The 18,803-nt window shown below is 68.3% G+C and carries 18 protein-coding genes; 12 read left to right on the forward strand and 6 right to left on the reverse strand.

Going from position 1 to position 18,803, the window contains the following annotated elements; translation table 11 throughout:
- The first annotated feature begins 82 nt into the window (after window positions 1-82).
- The 5 genes from argA to moaA all read left to right on the forward strand — a co-directional run bounded on the left by argA (window position 83) and on the right by moaA (window position 4,287).
- Entirely contained in the window at window positions 83-1,423 is a 1,341-nt protein-coding gene (gene argA / locus BDD16_RS20595; protein WP_179635653.1) for an amino-acid N-acetyltransferase, read from the forward strand.
- Between the two features lie 35 nt (window positions 1,424-1,458).
- Window positions 1,459-1,731: an oxidative damage protection protein gene (locus BDD16_RS20600; protein ID WP_179635654.1), complete on the forward strand. Its 273-nt coding sequence runs from the start codon at window positions 1,459-1,461 to the stop codon at window positions 1,729-1,731.
- An 89-nt stretch (window positions 1,732-1,820) separates the two neighbouring features.
- Window positions 1,821-2,165: an H-NS histone family protein gene (locus BDD16_RS20605; RefSeq protein WP_179635655.1), complete on the forward strand. Its 345-nt coding sequence runs from the start codon at window positions 1,821-1,823 to the stop codon at window positions 2,163-2,165.
- Between the two features lie 255 nt (window positions 2,166-2,420).
- Window positions 2,421-3,068, forward strand: a complete 648-nt coding sequence (locus BDD16_RS20610) for a C40 family peptidase (RefSeq protein WP_179636277.1) — start codon at window positions 2,421-2,423, stop codon at window positions 3,066-3,068.
- A gap of 61 nt (window positions 3,069-3,129) precedes the next feature.
- Entirely contained in the window at window positions 3,130-4,287 is a 1,158-nt protein-coding gene (moaA, locus tag BDD16_RS20615) for a GTP 3',8-cyclase MoaA (protein WP_179635656.1), read from the forward strand.
- Window positions 4,288-4,312: 25 nt separating this feature from the next.
- On the opposite strand, the gene ispF is transcribed toward moaA, so the two are convergent.
- The 3 genes from ispF to ispD form a co-directional block, all read right to left on the reverse strand.
- The gene (gene ispF, locus BDD16_RS20620; RefSeq protein ID WP_246332627.1) at window positions 4,313-4,798 is read right to left on the reverse strand and encodes a 2-C-methyl-D-erythritol 2,4-cyclodiphosphate synthase; all 486 of its coding nucleotides are present in this window, start codon (window positions 4,796-4,798) and stop codon (window positions 4,313-4,315) included.
- Complete coding sequence (locus BDD16_RS20625) at window positions 4,795-5,367, reverse strand: NYN domain-containing protein (RefSeq protein ID WP_179635657.1); 573 nt, start codon at window positions 5,365-5,367, stop codon at window positions 4,795-4,797. The genes ispF and BDD16_RS20625 overlap by 4 nt, the downstream gene beginning before the upstream one ends.
- Before the next feature lie 84 nt (window positions 5,368-5,451).
- A complete protein-coding gene (gene ispD, locus BDD16_RS20630) occupies window positions 5,452-6,165 on the reverse strand; it encodes a 2-C-methyl-D-erythritol 4-phosphate cytidylyltransferase (RefSeq protein WP_179635658.1) in 714 nt (237 codons plus the stop codon).
- A gap of 72 nt (window positions 6,166-6,237) precedes the next feature.
- Between ispD and mfd the strand changes: the two genes are divergently transcribed.
- The 3 genes from mfd (at window position 6,238) to serB (ending at window position 11,088) form a co-directional block, all read left to right on the forward strand.
- Window positions 6,238-9,702 carry a transcription-repair coupling factor gene (mfd, locus tag BDD16_RS20635; RefSeq protein WP_179635659.1) on the forward strand — a complete coding sequence of 1,155 codons (3,465 nt, stop codon included), beginning with the start codon at window positions 6,238-6,240 and terminating at the stop codon, window positions 9,700-9,702.
- Window positions 9,703-9,804: 102 nt separating this feature from the next.
- Window positions 9,805-10,302 carry a DUF4405 domain-containing protein gene (locus BDD16_RS20640; RefSeq protein ID WP_179635660.1) on the forward strand — a complete coding sequence of 166 codons (498 nt, stop codon included), beginning with the start codon at window positions 9,805-9,807 and terminating at the stop codon, window positions 10,300-10,302.
- 57 nt (window positions 10,303-10,359) lie between these two features.
- Complete coding sequence (serB, locus tag BDD16_RS20645) at window positions 10,360-11,088, forward strand: phosphoserine phosphatase SerB (RefSeq protein WP_179635661.1); 729 nt, start codon at window positions 10,360-10,362, stop codon at window positions 11,086-11,088.
- Here the strand turns inward: serB and BDD16_RS20650 are convergent.
- The 3 genes from BDD16_RS20650 to dsbD form a co-directional block, all read right to left on the reverse strand.
- Window positions 11,075-11,974, reverse strand: coding sequence for an HDOD domain-containing protein (locus BDD16_RS20650; RefSeq protein WP_179635662.1), 900 nt, complete (start codon window positions 11,972-11,974; stop codon window positions 11,075-11,077). The two genes, serB and BDD16_RS20650, sit on opposite strands and share 14 nt — an antisense overlap.
- Before the next feature lie 146 nt (window positions 11,975-12,120).
- Window positions 12,121-12,630, reverse strand: coding sequence for a ribonuclease E activity regulator RraA (gene rraA, locus BDD16_RS20655; protein ID WP_179635663.1), 510 nt, complete (start codon window positions 12,628-12,630; stop codon window positions 12,121-12,123).
- 3 nt (window positions 12,631-12,633) lie between these two features.
- Window positions 12,634-14,313, reverse strand: a complete 1,680-nt coding sequence (gene dsbD / locus BDD16_RS20660; protein ID WP_246332628.1) for a protein-disulfide reductase DsbD — start codon at window positions 14,311-14,313, stop codon at window positions 12,634-12,636.
- A gap of 340 nt (window positions 14,314-14,653) precedes the next feature.
- Between dsbD and BDD16_RS20665 the strand changes: the two genes are divergently transcribed.
- From BDD16_RS20665 to BDD16_RS20680, 4 genes are read left to right on the forward strand one after another with little or no spacing between them, the layout of a single operon-like run.
- On the forward strand, window positions 14,654-15,994 hold the full coding sequence (locus BDD16_RS20665) for a roadblock/LC7 domain-containing protein (protein WP_180552349.1): 1,341 nt from the start codon (window positions 14,654-14,656) through the stop codon (window positions 15,992-15,994).
- Between the two features lie 22 nt (window positions 15,995-16,016).
- Window positions 16,017-17,339, forward strand: coding sequence for a hypothetical protein (locus tag BDD16_RS20670; protein WP_179635665.1), 1,323 nt, complete (start codon window positions 16,017-16,019; stop codon window positions 17,337-17,339).
- A 22-nt stretch (window positions 17,340-17,361) separates the two neighbouring features.
- A complete protein-coding gene (nadA, locus tag BDD16_RS20675; protein ID WP_179635666.1) occupies window positions 17,362-18,474 on the forward strand; it encodes a quinolinate synthase NadA in 1,113 nt (370 codons plus the stop codon).
- Between the two features lie 35 nt (window positions 18,475-18,509).
- A complete protein-coding gene (locus tag BDD16_RS20680; RefSeq protein WP_179635667.1) occupies window positions 18,510-18,794 on the forward strand; it encodes a late competence development ComFB family protein in 285 nt (94 codons plus the stop codon).
- Window positions 18,795-18,803 lie beyond the last annotated feature (9 nt).

Below are 18,803 nucleotides of genomic sequence, written 5' to 3' on the forward strand. Positions count from 1 at the left end.
CGCGCCCCCTTGCTGCGCCGCATTGTCCATGGCGGCAGCCACGGAAGGCGGCCGGCAGGTGCTCAGGCACAATCCCGACCCCATGAGCCTTGTCTTCCCCCACACCTTCGTCCCCTGGTTCCGCTCGGTCGCGCCGCACATCCACGCGTACCACGGCAAGACCTTCGTCATCGGCATGGCTGGCGAGCTGGTGGCCGCCGGCAAGCTGAATGCGTTCGTGCAGGACCTGTCGCTGCTGCACGCCATGGGCATCAAGCTGGTGCTGGTGCATGGCTTCCGGCCGCAGGTCAACGAGCAGCTGCGCGCCAAGGGCCACGCCTCGCGGTTCAGCCACGGCAAGCGCATCACCGACCCGGTCGCGCTCGACTGCGCGCAGGAGGCGGCGGGGCAACTGCGTTTCGAGATCGAGGCCGCGTTTTCGCAAGGCTTGCCCAACACGCCGATGGCCAATGCGACCGTGCGGGTGGTGTCGGGCAACTTCCTGACCGCGCGCCCCGTGGGCATCGTCGACGGCGTGGACTTCATGCACAGCGGCGTGGTGCGCAAGGTCGATTCGGCCACCATCCGCCGCGCCATCGACATCGGCGCGCTGGTGCTGCTGTCACCGTTCGGTTTCTCGCCGACGGGGGAAGCCTTCAACCTGTCGATGGAGGATGTCGCCACCGCCACGGCCGTGGCGCTGCAGGCCGACAAGCTGCTCTTCATGACCGAGATCCCGGGCATCCACGAAGACCTGGGAGACCCGGACAGCGCCATCGACACCGAACTCGCGCTGGCCGAGGCGCGTCGCCTGCTCGCGAAGCTGCCACCGCCGACCCAGCCGAGCGAGCCGGCGTTCTACCTGCAGCACTGCGTGCGCGCCTGCGAGGGCGGGGTCGAGCGCTCGCACATCCTGCCGTATGCCGCGGATGGAGCGGTGCTGCTGGAGATCTTCACCCACGACGGCGTCGGCACCATGGTGGTCGACGAGAAGCTGGAGAGCCTGCACGAGGCCACCGCGGACGACGTGGGCGGCATCCTGCAGCTGATCGAGCCCTTCGAGCGCGACGGCACGCTGGTCAAGCGCAGCCGCACCGAGATCGAGCGCGACATCACCACCTACACCGTCATCGAGCACGACGGCATCATCTTCGGCTGCGCCGCGCTCTACGCCTACCCGGAGGCGAAGACCGCCGAGATGGCCGCGCTCACCATCTCGCCGCAGGTCCAGGGCCAGGGCGACGGCGAGCGCATCCTCAAGCGCATCGAGCAGCGGGCCCGCGGCATGGGCCTTGACAGCATCTTCGTGCTGACCACACGCACGATGCACTGGTTCGTCAAGCGCGGCTTCCAGCAGGTCGATCCCGACTGGCTGCCCGAAGCCCGAAAGCGCAAATACAACTGGGACCGGCGCTCGCAGGTCCTGGTCAAGAAACTCAGCTGATTTACCGCCTGAATCCACCCGAAAGGAACACTCCAATGGCACGCACCATTCAATGCATCCTGCTGAAAAAGGAAGCCGAAGGGCTCGACTTTCCCACCTATCCCGGCGAACTGGGCAAGCGCATCTACCAGAGCGTGAGCAAGGAAGCCTGGCAGCAATGGCTCAAGCACCAGACCATGCTGGTCAATGAAAACCGCCTGAATCTGGCCGACGCGCGCGCGCGTCAGTATCTGGCGCGCCAGATGGAGAACTATTTCTTCGGCGCTGGTGCCGACCAGCCGCAGGGTTACGTGCCGCCGACGGAATGATTCGAGATACCCTGACATACAGTTTGCACTGGACAGCAGGAACCAAAGGTTTCTAGAATCCGGTCCGGATCAACCGTTGGGGAAAACACATGACCACCTATCAGGAACTCATCGCGCAGAAAGCGGAACTGGATCGGCTGCAGGCTGACCTGGAAAAGCAGATTGCCGAAACCCTGCGCAATGAACGCGCCAGCGTGATCAGCCAGATCAAGACGCTGATGGCCGAAAACGGCATCACCGCGGCCGACCTCGCCTCGGGCAAGCCCGGGCGCCCGCCGAAAATCGGCATCGCGGAACCCGGCACGACCCGCAAGGTCGCTGCCAAATACTGCAACAAGGACACTGGCGAATCCTGGTCGGGCCGCGGCCTGAAGCCCAAGTGGCTGACGGCGGCCCTCGAAAGCGGACGCACGCTGACCGAATTCGCCGTCTGAGCTGCACGCCCGCTCTGCGCGGAGACCTTGCTCCGCGCCATGAAAACCACCTCCGGGTGGTTTTCTTTTTTCATTTCAGGCAGACTGCCGGGCCGATCAGCGTGGCACGAATCGGACACCCAGACGGAAGTACGTTGAACATGGCTCAGATTCGACCTGCGGCAACCCTTAAGAATTGAGGGTTGCCTGCGGATTGACAGCCCCCCAACCCGTCCCTATGCTCCGGCAGTGACTTTTTTCACACTCCATTACCCCATGCACGGTTTGCTTTCGGCGTTACGGTCATTGCTTCTCTCCGGTCTTGCCGCCTGCGCGCTCACGCTGGCCAGCCTGCCGGTGCAGGCTCTGCCGGAGGGCACGGACGCGATCAGCCGGTTCCTGCAGGAACGCTTCACGGGCGAAAGCACGGCAGTCGCGCCGTCGACCAGTGCCAGCGGCCGCAGAGAGGACCTGCTGGAAGGCGTCCGGGAAACAGCGTCTGATCTGGTGCTGTCCGCCATGAACTTCCTGGGCGTGCGCTACCGCTTCGGTGGCACCAGCGAGGAAACCGGTTTCGACTGCAGCGGTTTCACGCGCCATGTCTTCGAGAACAGCGTCGGCCTGCTGCTGCCGCGCCGCTCGTCGGAGCAGGCCCAGGCCCCCGGTCTGCTGTCGATTCGCCAAGACGATCTCAAGCCCGGCGATCTGGTGTTCTTCAACACGATGCGCAGCGCCTTCTCCCACGTCGGCATCTATGTCGGCGAGGGCAAATTCATTCATGCCCCGCGCACCGGCAGCACCGTGCGGGTCGAGGACATGCGCCAGGATTACTGGCTGCGCCGCTTCGACGGCGCACGCCGTGCTCCACAATTGAGCACCAGTGCCACCTCGCGCAGCCTCGGCGCGGCAAACACCGGCAACTGACGTGCACTGACCTTCTGCGCCGACATCGCACGCCGCCTGAAACAGGCACAATGCAGCCGCCATGTCGGAACGAAACATCATTGCCATCGTCGATCAACGCAGTGCCACGGCGCCCCAGCCGGCACTGCCGCGGATTCCTGCGCTCCTGCCGCCGCCCGATGGCCTGCTGAGTGACAGGCTCGGCCGGACGCTGCGGGATTTGCGAATATCGGTGACGGACCGGTGCAACTTCCGCTGCAGCTACTGCATGCCGAAGGAAATATTCGACAAGAATCACCAGTTTCTGCCGCAATCGTCGCTGCTGAATTTCGAGGAGATTCTCCGGCTGGCGCAGATCTTCGTGGCACACGGCGTGCACAAGATCCGGCTGACCGGAGGCGAGCCGCTGCTGCGCAAGCACCTGGAGCGCCTGATCGAGATGCTGGCCGCGCTGCGCACGCCGGACGGCACGGCACTCGACCTGACACTGACGACCAATGGCTCCCTGCTCGCGCGCAAGGCCGCCGCACTGAAGGCCGCCGGATTGAACCGCGTGACCGTCAGCCTCGACGGCATGGACGACGCCGTGTTCCGCCGCATGAATGACGTCGATTTTCCGGTGGCCGACGTGCTGGCGGGCATTGACGCCGCGGTGGCGGCCGGACTCGGGCCGATCAAGGTCAACATGGTGGTCAAGCGGGGCACCAACGAGCAGGAAATCGTGCCGATGGCGCGCCATTTCCGCGACCACTACGGTGGACAGGTGGTCCTGCGCTTCATCGAGTACATGGATGTCGGTGCCACCAACGGCTGGCGCATGGACGAGGTGATGCCGTCGGCCGAGGTGCAGCGCCTGATCGATGGCCATTTTCCGCTGGAGGCGGTCGATCCCGGCCAGCCTGGCGAGACGGCGGAGCGCTGGCGCTACCGGGACGGGCGTGGCGAAGTGGGGTTCATCTCGTCGGTGACGCAGGCCTTCTGCGGCGACTGCAACCGGGCGCGGCTGTCCACCGAAGGACAGCTCTACCTCTGTCTGTTTGCCCAGCAGGGCCACGATCTGCGCAGCCTGCTGCGAACCGCACATCCGTCCGGCCGGCCCTGCAGCGATGCAGAGATCGCCGCCGCCGTCGGCCTGATCTGGCAGGGCCGTGACGACCGCTATTCGCAGCTGCGCGCCAGCCAGCCCGAGAGCACCGGCACGTCCGGCCGGCGCATCGAGATGAGCTACATCGGCGGCTGATCTGCCGCCAGCCCGCGTGGCGGGCTCAGCGCACCAGCAGACAGACCGCGCGGGCCTCGATCGACTCCGCGCGTCCCACAGGGCCCAGCCGCTCGGCCGTCTTGGCCTTGACGTTGACGCAATCCACACCAATCTCCAGCGCCAGCGCGATGGCTTCGCGCATGGCCGGGATGTGCGGTGCCATCTTCGGGGCCTGCGCGACGATGGTGCTGTCCACGTTGACGATGGACCAGCCCTCGGCCCGCACGCGGCGGGCGGCTTCGGCGAGCAGGCGCCGCGAATCCGCGCCCTTGAACTCGGCCGCGGTGTCCGGGAAATGCCGGCCGATGTCGCCGAGACCGGCGGCGCCGAACAGCGCGTCGGTGATGGCGTGCAGCAGCGCATCCGCATCCGAATGGCCGAGCAGGCCGACGGAGTGGGGAATGGTCACGCCACCCAGCACCAGCGGACGGCCGGCGACCAGCGCATGGGTATCCCAGCCCTCCCCGATCCGCATGGCCGCCAGCGTCATGCCGACACCGCCGATCCGCTGCCGTAGCTGGGCTTGTCCTTGTCGATCGCGGGGTGCATGTCGTCCATCCACAGCACGTGGTCGGCGTAGCACTGCAGGTCGGTCGACAGGTTGGACATGGCGCCGTGCAGCCAGAACTCCTTGTGCAGCTCGGACTTGATGTAGGTGATCGCGTCCTCGAAATCCCCGTCGCCGGCGGACAGGATCAGGCGGTCGTACACCCCTTGCGCGGCCAGCTTGATGATCAGCGTGGCGATGCCCACGTCCACGCCCTTCTGCACCGAGCGGTGGAAGGCATGCGAGCAGTTCGGGCAGGTCGTGTTGAGGTCCTTGATGGTGTAGAGCTGCACCCGCATCTTCGGACCACGCGGCGGCGCCGACTTGAGCCAGCTGTGGAAGGCGTTCTGGCTTTCGGTGGCCGCGTCGGGCGTCGAGTTCAGGTAGTACGACTCGTAGATCGGCCCGCCGTTGAGGCGGGTCATCTCGGCCTTGAGCTTGAGGTAGTCGAAGGGGCGGTTGCGGCCATAGTTGAACAGGTAGGCCCCGTCCACGATCCATACGGTTTTCATGGTGTTGTTGTCCGGAAATAGGAAGAAATCAAGGCAGGAAGGAAAGTCAAGCAAGTAAGACACGGCGACCGCGACATCCCGCGGTCAGGGGGTTCCATTTAAGCCCTTCATCAGCCGCTCGGCGAGGACAAAGTCCTCGGGCCAGGTGACTTTCAGATTGGTGAGATCCCCGTGTATCAGTTTTGGCTGGTGCCCGAGCGCTTCGATGGCGCTGGACTCGTCCGTGACGCTGTCACCCGCCAAGCGCAGGGCGGGCAGCAGCAAGCCGGCACGGAACATCTGGGGCGTCTGCGCGGCCCATTTGCCGGTGCGGTCGACCGTCGACGACACCCGCCCGCCCTCTGCCTGCTTGAGCGTGTCGGCCAGCGGCAGCGCCAGCAGACCGCCCACTTCGTCGTCCAGACAGGCATCGATCAGGCGATCGACCCAGGCTGGCTGCAACAGGCATCGGGCCGCATCATGCACCAGAACCCAGTCGTGCGGCTGAACACCCCGGGCCTGCAATTCCAGCAGCCCATTGGCCACACTCTCCGCACGCGTTGCGCCGCCGCAGTGCGCGACCCAGGCCCGCTCGCCCACATGCGCAGGCGCAGCCGCCTCGAACTGCGTGTCCTCCGGCGACAGCACGACCAGCGTGGCCTCGATGCGCACCACCTGCGCCAGCGCCGCCAGCGTGTGCGCCACCATGGCCTGGCCGGCGACGCGCTGGTATTGCTTGGGACCACCGGCGCCGGCGCGCAGGCCGACGCCCGCGCAGGGTACAAGGGCGTAACAACGGGGAAGGGTTCCGATCTGCATGCCCCCGATTGTCGCCGCTCATGGGCTGCGGCCTAGAATCGCCGCCGACTCCGCCGCCTGACCGACCCCTCCATGCAGCTTCCCAAGATCGCCCCCGGCCACCGATTCACCGTGCCACGCCCGCTCGGTTCCGCCGACGCGCTGCTGCTGGCCCGGTTCGCGCAACAGCACAAGGCCGCCGGCAACGTGCTGGGCGTGGTCACCGCCGAGCCGGCCGACGTGCAGCGCCTGCCGGACGAACTGGCCTTTTTCGCGCCCGATTTGCGCGTGGCCGTCTTCCCGGACTGGGAGACCCTGCCCTACGACACCTTCAGCCCGCACCAGGACCTCATCTCCGAGCGCCTGGCCACGCTCTGGCGCATCCGCTCGGGCGAGGTCGATGTCGTGCTGCTGCCGGCGACCACGGCGCTGACGCGGCTGGCACCGCCGTCCTTCATGGCCGGCTACACCTTCCATTTCAAGCAGAAGCAGAAGCTCGACGAAGCGAAGCTGAAATCCCAGCTCACGCTGGCCGGCTACCAGCACGTCAGCCAGGTCGTCTCGCACGGGGAATACGCCGTGCGCGGCGGGCTGATCGACCTGTTCCCGATGGGCTCGCTGGTGCCCTACCGGGTGGACCTGTTCGACAACGAGGTCGACTCGATCCGCGTCTTCGACCCCGACAGCCAGCGCAGCCTCTACCCGGTGCCGGAAGTGCGGCTGCTGCCCGGCCGCGAGTTCCCGATGGACGAGCGCGCCCGCCAGGATTTCCGGGCACGGTGGCGCGAGCGCATGGAGGGCGATCCGAGCAAGGCGCGCCTCTACAAGGACATCGCGCAGGGCATCGTCGGCGGTGGCATCGAGTATTTCCTGCCACTGTTCTTCGACGAGACGGCCAGCATCTTCGACTACCTCGGCCCGAACGCGGTGCTCGCGCTGCACGGCGAGGTCAACGAGGCACTGGAGCGTTTCTGGACCGAGACGCGCGAGCGCCACCGCTTCCTGCAGCACGACCCCGAGCGGCCCATTCTGCCGCCGGAAGACCTCTACCTGAAGCTCGACGAGTTCTTCTCGCGCTGCAACGGCCACGCCCAGCTGTCGATCCGCGGCAACGAGGCCGTGGACTGGGCACGCCCGCTGCCCGATCTGGCCATCGAGCGCGGCGGCCAGGATCCGCTGCGCAAGCTGGAGGAACACCTCACCCGCACCGCGCGCAGCCAGGGCGAGACCCGCTCACCGACCCGCGTGCTGATCGTCGCCGAAAGCGCCGGCCGGCGCGAAAGCATCCTGGAGCTGCTGCGCGACCACCGGCTGGAGCCGGCCTCGGTGGAGTCGCTGGCCGCCTTCCTCGCCAGCGACCACCGCTACGCGATCACCACCTCGCCGCTGGCCGCAGGCTTCTTCTGGACCGAGTCGCACGTCCAGTTCGTCACCGAGACCGAGCTGTTCGACAGCGCCCCCACCCACCGCCGCCGTCGCCGCCAGGAGGCCACCAGCGACGTCGACGCGCTGATCAAGGATCTGTCCGAGCTGAAGGTGGGCGACCCGGTGGTGCATGCCAACCACGGCATCGGCCGCTACCAGGGCCTGATCGGCATCGACCTCGGCGAAGGCCCGACCGAGTTCCTGCACCTCGAATACGCAGACAAGGCCACGCTCTACGTCCCCGTGTCGCAGCTGCACCTGATCAGCCGCTACACCGGCGTCAGCGCGGACGAGGCGCCGCTGCACAAGCTCGGCTCCGGCCAGTGGGAGAAGGCCAAGCGCAAGGCGGCGGAGCAGGTGCGCGACGCCGCGGCCGAGCTGCTCAACCTCTACGCCCGCCGCGCCGCGCGCGAGGGCCACGCCTTCCGCTACGCGGCGCAGGACTACGAGGCGTTCGCGGCCAGCTTCGGCTTCGAAGAGACCGCCGACCAGAACGCCGCGATCCACGCCGTGATCCAGGACATGATCAGCCCGCGCCCGATGGACCGGCTGGTCTGCGGCGATGTGGGTTTCGGCAAGACGGAAGTGGCGCTGCGGGCGGCGTTCGTCGCGGTGATGGGCGGCAAGCAGGTCGCCCTGCTCGCGCCCACCACGCTGCTGGCCGAGCAGCACCACCAGACGCTGGTCGACCGCTTCGCGCAGTGGCCGGTGAAGATCGCCGAGATGAGCCGCTTCCGCTCGCCCAAGGAGGTGAAGGCGGCGATGGAGGGGCTGGCGGCCGGCACGATCGACATCGTGGTCGGCACGCACAAGCTGCTCAGCCCGGACACCCAGTTCAAGAACCTGGGCCTGCTGATCATCGACGAGGAACACCGCTTCGGCGTACGCCACAAGGAGCAGATGAAGGCGATGCGCGCCGAGGTCGATGTGCTCACGCTGACCGCGACACCGATCCCGCGCACGCTGGGCATGGCGCTCGAAGGCCTGCGCGACCTGTCGGTGATCGCGACCGCGCCGCAGCGCCGGCTGGCGATCAAGACGTTTGTCCGCAACGAGAGCAAGGGCGTGATCCGCGAAGCGGTGCTGCGCGAGTTCCAGCGGGGCGGGCAGGTCTACTTCCTGCACAACGAGGTCGACACGATCGAGAACCGCCGCCAGTCGCTGCAGGAGCTGATCCCCGAGGCGCGCATCGGTGTCGCCCATGGCCAGATGCCCGAGCGCGAGCTGGAGCGGGTGATGCGCGACTTCGTGGCGCAGCGCCACAACGTGCTGCTGTGCTCGACCATCATCGAGACCGGCATCGACGTGCCGACTGCCAACACCATCCTCATGGCGCGGGCGGACAAGTTCGGCCTGGCCCAGCTGCACCAGCTGCGCGGACGCGTCGGCCGCAGCCACCACCAGGCCTATGCCTACCTGCTGGTGCCCGACATCGAGGGCCTCACCAAGCAGGCGCAGCAGCGGCTGGACGCGATCCAGAGCATGGAAGAACTCGGCTCGGGCTTCTACCTCGCGATGCACGACCTGGAGATCCGCGGCGCCGGCGAGGTGCTGGGCGACCACCAGAGCGGCAACATGATGGAGGTGGGCTTCCAGCTCTACAACGAGATGCTGTCGGAAGCGGTGCGCGCCCTCAAGGCGGGCCAGGAGCCGGACCTGCTCTCGCCCACCGGCTTCTTTGGCGCGACCACCGACGTCAACCTGCACGCGCCGGCGTTGCTGCCGGACGCCTATTGCCCGGACGTGCAGGTGCGCCTGAACCTCTACAAGCGCCTGGCCACCGCGGACAAGGCGGACAAGATCGACACGATGCTGGAGGAGTGTGTCGACCGCTTCGGCAAGCTGCCGGCGCAGGCGCAGGCGCTGTTCGACCTGCACCGGCTGCGCGTGCAGGCGAAGCCCTACGGCGTGACCAAGATCGATGCAGGCCCGGCGGTGATCAACATCCACTTCCGCCCGAATCCGCCGATCGACCCGATGCGCATCATCGATCTGGTGCAGAAGAACCGGAACGTGAAGCTCGCCGGCAACGACAAGCTGCGCATCGAACGCGCCTATCCGGATGCCAAGGACCGGGCCCAGTACGTGCGCGACGTGCTGCGGGCGCTGGGCACGCCGCTGGCTGGCCGCTGACCTCGCCAGCAGGCTTTACACGGCAGCAACAGCGCGGTGGGGATGGCGTTCACATGACCGTTGCAGAATCAGGGTTATCCCTTGAACCACTGCAACTCCACCATGACGATCCAACGCCACTGGGCCACGCCCCTCACCATCGGCGCCTTCTTGCTGATGGCCGTCACCGGGGGGCTGATGTTCTTCCACCTCGACCGCGGCCTGAACAAGGAGGCCCACGAATGGCTGGGCTGGGCCATGGTCGTGGCGGTCGGTCTGCACGTCGCGGTCAACTTCGCCGCCTTCAAGCGCCACCTGACCCAGACGACCGGGCGGGTGCTGATCGGCGTGTTCGCCGTGCTGCTGGGGCTGTCCTTCCTCAGCGTCGGCGACCAGAAGAGCGAACCAGGCTTCGCGCCGCCGCTGCGGGCCATGGCGCAGGTGCCGCTGTCGACGCTGGCCCCGGTGCTGAAACTCACGCCGGCCGAGCTGCGCGAGCGCCTGGGCGCTTCCGGCGTGCTGGCCACCTCGGACACGCAGACCCTGGCGGAGCTGGTCGGCCCGGACCTGAAGCGCCAGATCGGTGTGCTCAACGGACTGCTGGCCGCCCCCAGACCCTGAGGTCCGGCGGCCGAGCGGGTAGGATCGCGGGCTGTTCCCACTGCACTGTCCGCCGCGATGTCTGTTGCCGCTTCCCCCCGTGAACTTGCCCCCGGCCTGGTGATCCAGGGTTTCGAGCCCCCGCTGCGCCTGAGCGACTTCAAGCTCATCGCCTTCGACATGGACTCGACGCTGATCAACATCGAGTGCGTCGACGAGATCGCCGACGCCGCCGGGCGCAAGGCCGAGGTCGCCGCCATCACCGCCGCGGCGATGCGCGGCGAGATCACCGACTACAAGGACAGCCTGCGCCGCCGCGTGGCCCTGCTGCAGGGCGTGCCGGCCAGCGCGCTGGAAGAGGTCTACACGCAGCGCCTGCAGCTGAATCCGGGCGCCGAAGCGCTGGTCCGGGCCTGCCGCGCCGCCGGCCTGAAGACGCTGCTGGTCTCGGGCGGCTTCACGTTCTTCGCGGACCGCGTGGCCGCACGCCTGCAACTCGACGAGGCGCGCAGCAACCTGCTGGAGATCGTGGACGGCCAGCTGACGGGCCGCATGGTCGACCAGCCCTGGGGCGACATCTGCGACGGCGAGGAAAAGCGCCGCACGCTGCTGGCCACCTGCGCCCGCCTGGGCATCGCCCCGGCGCAGGCCATCGCCATGGGCGACGGCGCCAACGACCTGCCGATGATGGGTGTGGCGGGCCTGTCGGTCGCGCACCACGCCAAACCGGCCGTGCGCGCCCAGGCCATGGTCGCCATCGACGACGGCGGACTCGACCGCCTGCTCGACGTCTTCAGGGACCGCTGAGCACCATCTGGGTCCGGATCTCGTCGCTCCAGTCCTCGAAATCGTCCTCGCTCATGCCCAGCGCCGCCAGCGCCTGGACGCCCCCGCGCAGCCACTCGCCGTGGCGGTTGCGGCCGCGGTGGAGCTGGATCATGCGCTCGGCCACCAGCGCCAGCGCGATCAGCAGGCTGGACGGCCGGCGGCGGTGTTCCGCGCCGAGCACGCGGTAGTCGTGGTGCAGGCAGACCGCCTCGACGATCTCCTCGCCGACGCCCCAGGTCCGGGCCAGCGCGGCACCAACGACCGCATGGTCGGTGCCGTGTCGTCCGCGTTCCACCTCGGTGAAGGCGCGGAAGCCGAGATTGGCTTCGGCCAGCGTGGCGCGGTAGCTGGGTGATTCGAAGCGCTGCAGCAGCACGGGAATCCCGACGTCGCAGAACAGCCCGAAGGTCTGCGCCACGTCCGGCGCGACCTCGCCATGCCGGCGCGCCAGCCAGGCCATCGCCACGCTGCGCCGGTGCGCGACATCCCAGAAGCGCTCCAGCGAGGGCCCGTGCGCGGGCAGCACCTCGCGCAGGGCCAGCGCACTGAGCAGCGCGGTACAGCGCACGGGTCCGAGCCGCTCGAAGGCCTGGGCCAGCGTGCCGCGACCACGTCCGCGGCCGAGCCAGGGCGCATAGGCCGCCTTCAGCAGCGCGGCAGAGACGGCCACATCCGTCATGGCAATGCGGGCGAGTTCCTCGCTGCGTGGTGGTGTGCGCGCCAGTTCGGCGCGCAGGCGCAACAGCATGTCAGGACACGGCGGAATGCCGATGTCGGCGACCAGCGCCGACAGCATCGGTGCATCGGACAAGGCCGACGCCACCGAGGGCGCGAGGAGGTCAGACGGGACGGAGAGCACATGCATAGCCACTTTTCGGCGCCCATGCCACCGTGCTGTATGCACCACCCCGCCTGACCGTGATGAACCGCACGACCTGAATCGATGATCTCGGAATGCAAACGCCGGGATTTCGTGCAGATCCGGGCCGATTCAGGCCCGTTCGACGGGGTTCAGCGCGCGGCGGGCAGCACGACGATGCCGTCCGCATCGGCCACCAGCCAGTCGCCGGGCCGCACGGTCACACCCTGGATCTGCACGGCCACATCGACCAGTCCGGCCTGGCGGCGGTCGGTCGGCAGCGGCATGGGGGCGAGTGCGAACAGGCCCACGTCGCAGGCGGCCAGTTCCGCCAGATCGCGCACGCAGCCATCCACCACGACACCGGCCCAGCCGTTGCGCGCCGCCGCGGCCGCGATGTTGCCGCCGATGAGTGCCCGGCGCAGCGAGCCGGCGCCATCGACCACCAGCACGCGCCCCTGGCCGGGGCCTTCCAGCGCCGCCTTGACGGAGGTGTTGTCCTCGAAACACTTCACGGTGGTCACCGGGCCGGCAAAGGCCGCACGGCCGCCGAACGAGCGGAACACCGGCGGCAGGACGCGGAAGGCGCCACTGGTATCGCCCTTGTGCAGGTCGCAGAGGTCGCAGGTCGAGGTGAGCGTGGTGGGAGCAGGTGCAGTCATGGTTCAGGGGGATGAAGGACGCAGCGGCGCCGCATCCAGATGGGACAGGAAGTCGCCCGCGCGCTGGAAACCGATGACGCGGTGCGCGGGCAGTTCGCGCCCGGCAGTGTCGAACAGCAGGATGGCCGGCGGCCCGAACAGGCCGTAGCGGCGCATCAGGGCCTTGTCGTCGGCGTTGTTGGCCGTCACGTCGACCTGCAGCAGCAGCATCCCGGCCAGGCGCTCCTTGACGGCCGGATCGGTGAAGGTGAAGCGCTCCATTTCCTTGCAGGAAACACACCAGTCGGCATAGAAATCGAACAGCACCGGGCGCCCTGCCGTGCGCACGGCCTCGTCCAGTTCGGCCAGGGTGCGGACGCGGCGGAACACCACGCCATCGCCCGGTATCGTGTGGCTGGAGGCACCTGCAGCCTCCACGGTGGATCCGAAGGACAGCACCGGCCAGACCATCCAGGCCGCCACCGCCAGCAGCATCACGCCGAAGCTGCGCTTGACCCACTCCATCCAGGCACCCGCCCTGGGCAGCAGCGAACCCGCCGACAAGCCGACCAGCATCAGCGGCACGCTCATGCCGCAAGCCATGGCGAACAGCGCCACGCCCCCGAGCACCACGTCGCGCGTCTGGCTGATGTAGACCAGCGCACCCGCCAGCGGCGCGGCCACGCACGGCCCGACGATCAGCGCCGAGACGCCGCCCATCACGAACACACCGCCATAGCGACCGCCTTCGACCTGGCTGCTGGCGGCGTGCAGACGGGTCTGCCACGACGCCGGAATCTGCAGGTCATAGAAGCCGAACATCGACAGCGACAACCCCACCAGCACCAGCGCGAACGCCCCCAGCACCCAGGGCGTCTGCAGCGTCGCCGCCAGTCCCTCGCCGGCCAGCCCTGCGGCCACACCCATGCCGGTGTAGACCAGCGCCATGCCGAGCGCGTACGCCCCCGACAGCAGCAGGCCACGCTGGCGCGAGCCGCCGCCCCCCTGTCCCAGGATGATCGAGGACAGGATGGGCACCATCGGCAGCACGCAGGGCGTGAACGACAGCAACACGCCAGCCAGCGCGAAGACCCCCGCGACACCCCACAGGTTGCCCGAGCGCAGCACGGTGCCGAAGCGGTCGAACACACTGGCCTCGGGCGCGGGCGTTGCCTCGGCGGAGGACAACGCGGCATCCCCGGTCGCGTCCGCCGCCACGACACGCACCGCCCGCAGCGCACCAGCCTCCTGGCGCACCTGCAGCTGGTGGATCTGCGGCGGATAGCACAGGCCCTTGTCGGCGCAACCCTGGTGCGTCACCTTCACCGTGAACTGCCCGGGGGCGGACTGCACCGCCAGCGGCACCTCCAGGACGTCGTGGTAGATCTCGACCTCCTTCTGGAAGGTCTCGTCGAACTTGACCACCCCCGCCGGATAGACCGGCGGCGACAGCACGACATCCGGTCCGCCGGGCAGCACCTCGAACCGCTCCCGGTACAGGTAGTAGCCGGGGGCCACCTCGAACCGCAGTGCCAGGGTCTGCGCATCGGCCACCCGCACGCTGAGCCGGAAGGCCTGCTCCGGCTCCAGGAAGGTTTCGGCCGCCCGCACCGGCCCCGTGACCACCAGCCACACCAGTACCGCAGCGAGGCAACGCCACACCAGACGCCGGACATCGGAACCAGAAAAGCAATTCATCTTCATCGGACTAGCGTAACCGACCACCAGTGTGCCCTGTCGAGACACGGATTTCTGCGCGCTGAATCAAACACGGGGCAACCAGATTCAGGGGGCACGGTCCACCCCGCACAGGCGTGCGCGGGTGACGCCTCGTCACAAGCACTCACACTGTGGACAGGCGCCCGGGTGCATTTTCTTCGAAACGATCAGAAAATCACGCATTTCCAGATTTCATATTCGTCAATCACCCTGATGACGGAATGCGTCCATTCCATGCAGTTTCACGCAAACTCAGGTCGCAGCCAGCTTCAGCGACTAAAGTAGCGATGCTCCCACCCCTTTCCCCGGACTGCTCCGTCACGCGATGAACATGCTCAAGAGCCTCTTCGGCGATCTGACCCCGATTCGGGACGCCACGTCCCGCGCGAGTGGCAAGGACGCGGCCGCCGATGTCGAGATGCCCGAGTTCGCCTCCACCGCCGTCATGGCCGACGAGAACGAACTGGCCGAAGCCGCGGCAGAAGCCGAAGCGCGCCACAACGACGACCTGCTGGTCAGCGGCTCCCCCGCGCAGGCCATGCGCGCCCATTTCGCCGGCAGCCGCAAGGACACCTTTGTCCGGCAGAAGCTCATCACGATGTGCGACCCGTCGCACATGTGGGCCGCCTCGGTCATCCGCGCGCTGGCCGACGCCAGCGGCCAGCCGATCGAGCGGCTCAGCCTGCGCGACCAGGCCAGCCTCAACCTGATGGCCACCATCGAGCGCACCACCCTGCCCCGGCGCACCGACGACACGCTGAAGATCTACCACGCGGACATCCAGGCCGAAGGTGGCGATGCGGCCGAGGTGCAGATGGCCCTGATGGAGCGCTCGGACCTGTCGGTGGTGATCATCGGGCCGATGGCACCGTCGGCGATCGACGACATGCTGGTCGATCTGCACAGCGCCACGCTGAGCCTGCACTGGCAATGCCGCAACCTGCTGTTCATGCTGCCGGTGGGCGCCAGCTGGATGGTGCAGAAGATCGAGCGCATGGACTGGCCGGCGCAGGTGCGCATCGAAACGATGTGCGAGCCGCTGACCAGCGCCAGCGCGGTGTGGAACCGCATGCTGGCCTACTGGCAGCGCCTGCGGTCGGAACAGGCGTCCCCACCAGCCGCACCGGCGGTGGTGGCTGCGCCAGCGCCCGGCAGCGCGCCGATGCCGCTGTCGGAAGCGGTGGCCTCCGGCCCCGCCCTGCCGCCTGCCCGACAGGCCACGCTGTTTGTGGCGCCTCCGGAAACGCCAGAGCTGTCCGCAGACGCCCCGGCCCCGGAGTCCGGACGCACGCCCGTGCACCCCAGGCGCGCACTCGCCGTGCTGGACGAGCTCACGGTGCTGGACGGCCTGATCTTCGTTGCGCTGGTCGAAGGCAGCACCGGACTGGTCAAGGCCAGCCCCGCCCGCGGACCCGACATCGACCGCGCGGCGCTGGCCGCCGCCGAAATCTGGAAAACCCACCGCCGCACGCTGCGCCAGCTGGGTCATTCCCGTCCGGGCGACCCGCTGGAAGAAATACTGGTCACCGCGGGCAGCCGATACCATATTCTCCGGACGCTGCGCGCCCACCCGGACCTGTTCATCCTGGCCGTTCTGGACAAGCTGCGCAGCAATCTGGCGATGACGCGCTACCGCATCATGGAGGCACAGCAGGTGCTGATGTGAACCGGTCACAACCCTCGACACCATGCTCAGCCTGAAATTCAAGCGCACTGCCCCTTCGAGCGACGCCTCCGCGTCCCAGGATGACCCCCGCAGCGCGGCCTGGGCCGGCCCCAGCAGCCTGCCCGCAGACCCCCCCACCACTGTTCCGGTCAGCACCCGCGAATTGCGCACCCGGGCCGAGACACCGAGCGCACCGCCCGTGCAGACCCTGTTTTCGCGCGATTCGGTGCAACCGCAACAGACGGTGGCCGTGTGGGACCCCTCCGGCAGCTGGCCCGGTTTCTCGATCGCCCAGCTCGCCCTGGCGGCCCATGGCCGCATCAGCGAGATCTCGCTGATGCAGGAACAAGGCACGGAGCCGGTGGCCATGCTGCGCAGCACGGTGCTGCCGACGCCGTCCGGCCAGCCGCTCGGGGTGGTCGAGGTGGACGCCTCGTTCGCCGACAACCGCGGCCTCAGCGTTGCCCTGACCCTGCTGGAGCAGGCCGACCGCGCCGTGATCCTGGCCGGTGCCAACGGGGACAAGGACCTGATCCGGCGCATCAACGACTTCGTGCGTGCAGACGCCTGGCGCGGGCCGTCGCTGCTGCTGGTGTCGCCGGCGGACAAGCCGAGCCGCGCCGACCGCCTGCGCCGCGCCACCTGGCCGCGCGGCATGAAGATGCACGTGCTGGAGCTGTTCTCGGTGAACGACCCGGGCTGGTCGCAGCAGCTGATCTCGCTGGTGACCGGCTTTGCCAGCGGCGAGCCGACCGTGCCCGGCGCGATGGACGACGGCCCGGCTGACGCGGAGGCACCACGGCCGGAACCGGCACCGCCGGTGGTGCCAGCAAAAGCGGCGCCAGCGCCAGTGCCGACGCCTGCGCCCGCGCGATCAGCCGCAGCGGCACCGGTGGCCCCCCCCCCGGCCGTCTCGCCTGCGCTGGCGCCGCTGGTCGTGACCTCGGCGCTGCCGGACGTGTCCGCGACCGTGATGAACCGCGTGCTGCGGGTGCTGTCGATGGGGGTCGGCGTGACGGCGTGTGCCGTCGTGGCGATCGAGGACGCGCACGTGTTGAGCGTGCAGGCCCAGACCGAGGACCAGCTGACCCTGCTCGAAGGAGCCGCGCGCGCCGGCTGCGCCCTCTGGCGGGCCCACCGCGCGCTGGGCGCCGGGCAGCCGCTGCTGGAGCTGTCCTGGGGCAGTCCGACCCACCACCACCTGGCGCTGCCCGTGCCGCGCCAGCCGGGTCTGCTGATCCTCGCCTGCGTCGAGCGCGAGTTCGGCGACCTGGGCGCTGCGCGCTGGCAGATCGCGGTCGCACGCAACCAGTGGATCGGAACCTCCGAGAATCCGTCTCCCTGATCTGCTGCATTACGATCTCGCCATGACCGACGTTCAATTCGACTACACCCAGCAGGACGCCACCGGCCAGAGCTGCACCGCGCACGCCTGGGCCAAGGTGCCCGCGCCGCTCACCCCCAGCCAGCGCACCGCCCTCAAGGACCGCGCCCGCGCCCTGCTCCAGCAGCACAACGCGGTGCTCGTCGCCCACTACTACGTGGACGGCGACCTGCAGGACCTCGCCATGGAGACCGGCGGCTGCGTCAGCGACTCGCTGGAAATGGCCCGCTTCGGCCGCGACCACGCGGCGCAGACGCTCATCGTCGCCGGCGTGCGCTTCATGGGCGAAAGCGCCAAGATCCTGTCGCCGCAGAAGCGCGTGCTGATGCCGGACCTGGACGCCACCTGCTCGCTCGACCTGGGCTGCCCGCCGGACCAGTTCGCCGCCTTCTGCGATGCCCACCCTGACCGCACCGTCGTCGTCTACGCCAACACCAGCGCCGCCGTGAAGGCCCGGGCCGACTGGATGGTGACGAGTTCCTGCGCCGAGGCCATCGTCCGCCACCTGCACGAACAGGGCCAGAAGATCCTCTGGGCCCCGGACCGCCACCTGGGCAGCTACGTGCAGCGCCAGACCGGCGCCGACATGCTGATGTGGCAGGGCGACTGCATCGTGCACAACGAGTTCAAGGGCGTCGAGCTGGAGCTGCTGCGCCAGGAGCATCCGCAGGCGAAGGTCCTCGTCCACCCTGAATCGCCGAAGAGCGTGGTCGACCAGGCCGACGTGGTCGGCTCGACGGCGCAGCTGCTCAAGGCCGTGATGACCATGGACGCGCCCGAGTTCATCGTCGCCACCGACAACGGCATGTTCCACCGCATGCGCCAGTCCGCGCCGACCAAGCGGCTGATCGAGGCCCCCACCGCGGGCAACAGCGCCACCTGCAAGAGCTGCGCGCACTGCCCGTGGATGGCGATGAACGCGCTGCAGGGCGTGATCGACTGTCTGGAGCGCGGCACGGGCGAGGTGCAGGTCGACGAGCCGGTCCGCACCCAGGCCCTCGGCTGCATCGACCGCATGCTGGACTTCGTCAAGGCCAACCCGGCCGCGATCAGCCAGCCCTCGCGGGGCTTCGTGCCGAACATCGGCGCGGCCTGAGTCAAGTTGCGGGTGCGCATGCCGACATCCTCGGCATGAGCATCGATTTCACTTCCGTCCACAACCACTACGAACGGCCGGTGTTCGACACGGTGGTTCGTCTGGCCCCCGGCTATCCCTACCTGGACGCGGAGGCGCTGCCCGATGTGGCCTGCGTTGCGCTCAACCGGCTGGGCGCACGCTACATCCGCCACTCGGTCGATCTGACCTTCTACCTGACGGAGAAGGAACGCCTGGCGATGGACGAGACCATCAGCGACGCCGTCACCTTCGCCTTCGAGTTCGTGCAGGCCCGCATGGCGATGCGGGCGCGGCGCTGAACGGCGGCC

The organism is Sphaerotilus montanus, from assembly GCF_013410775.1.
Classification (GTDB): Bacteria; Pseudomonadota; Gammaproteobacteria; order Burkholderiales; family Burkholderiaceae_C; genus Sphaerotilus; species Sphaerotilus montanus.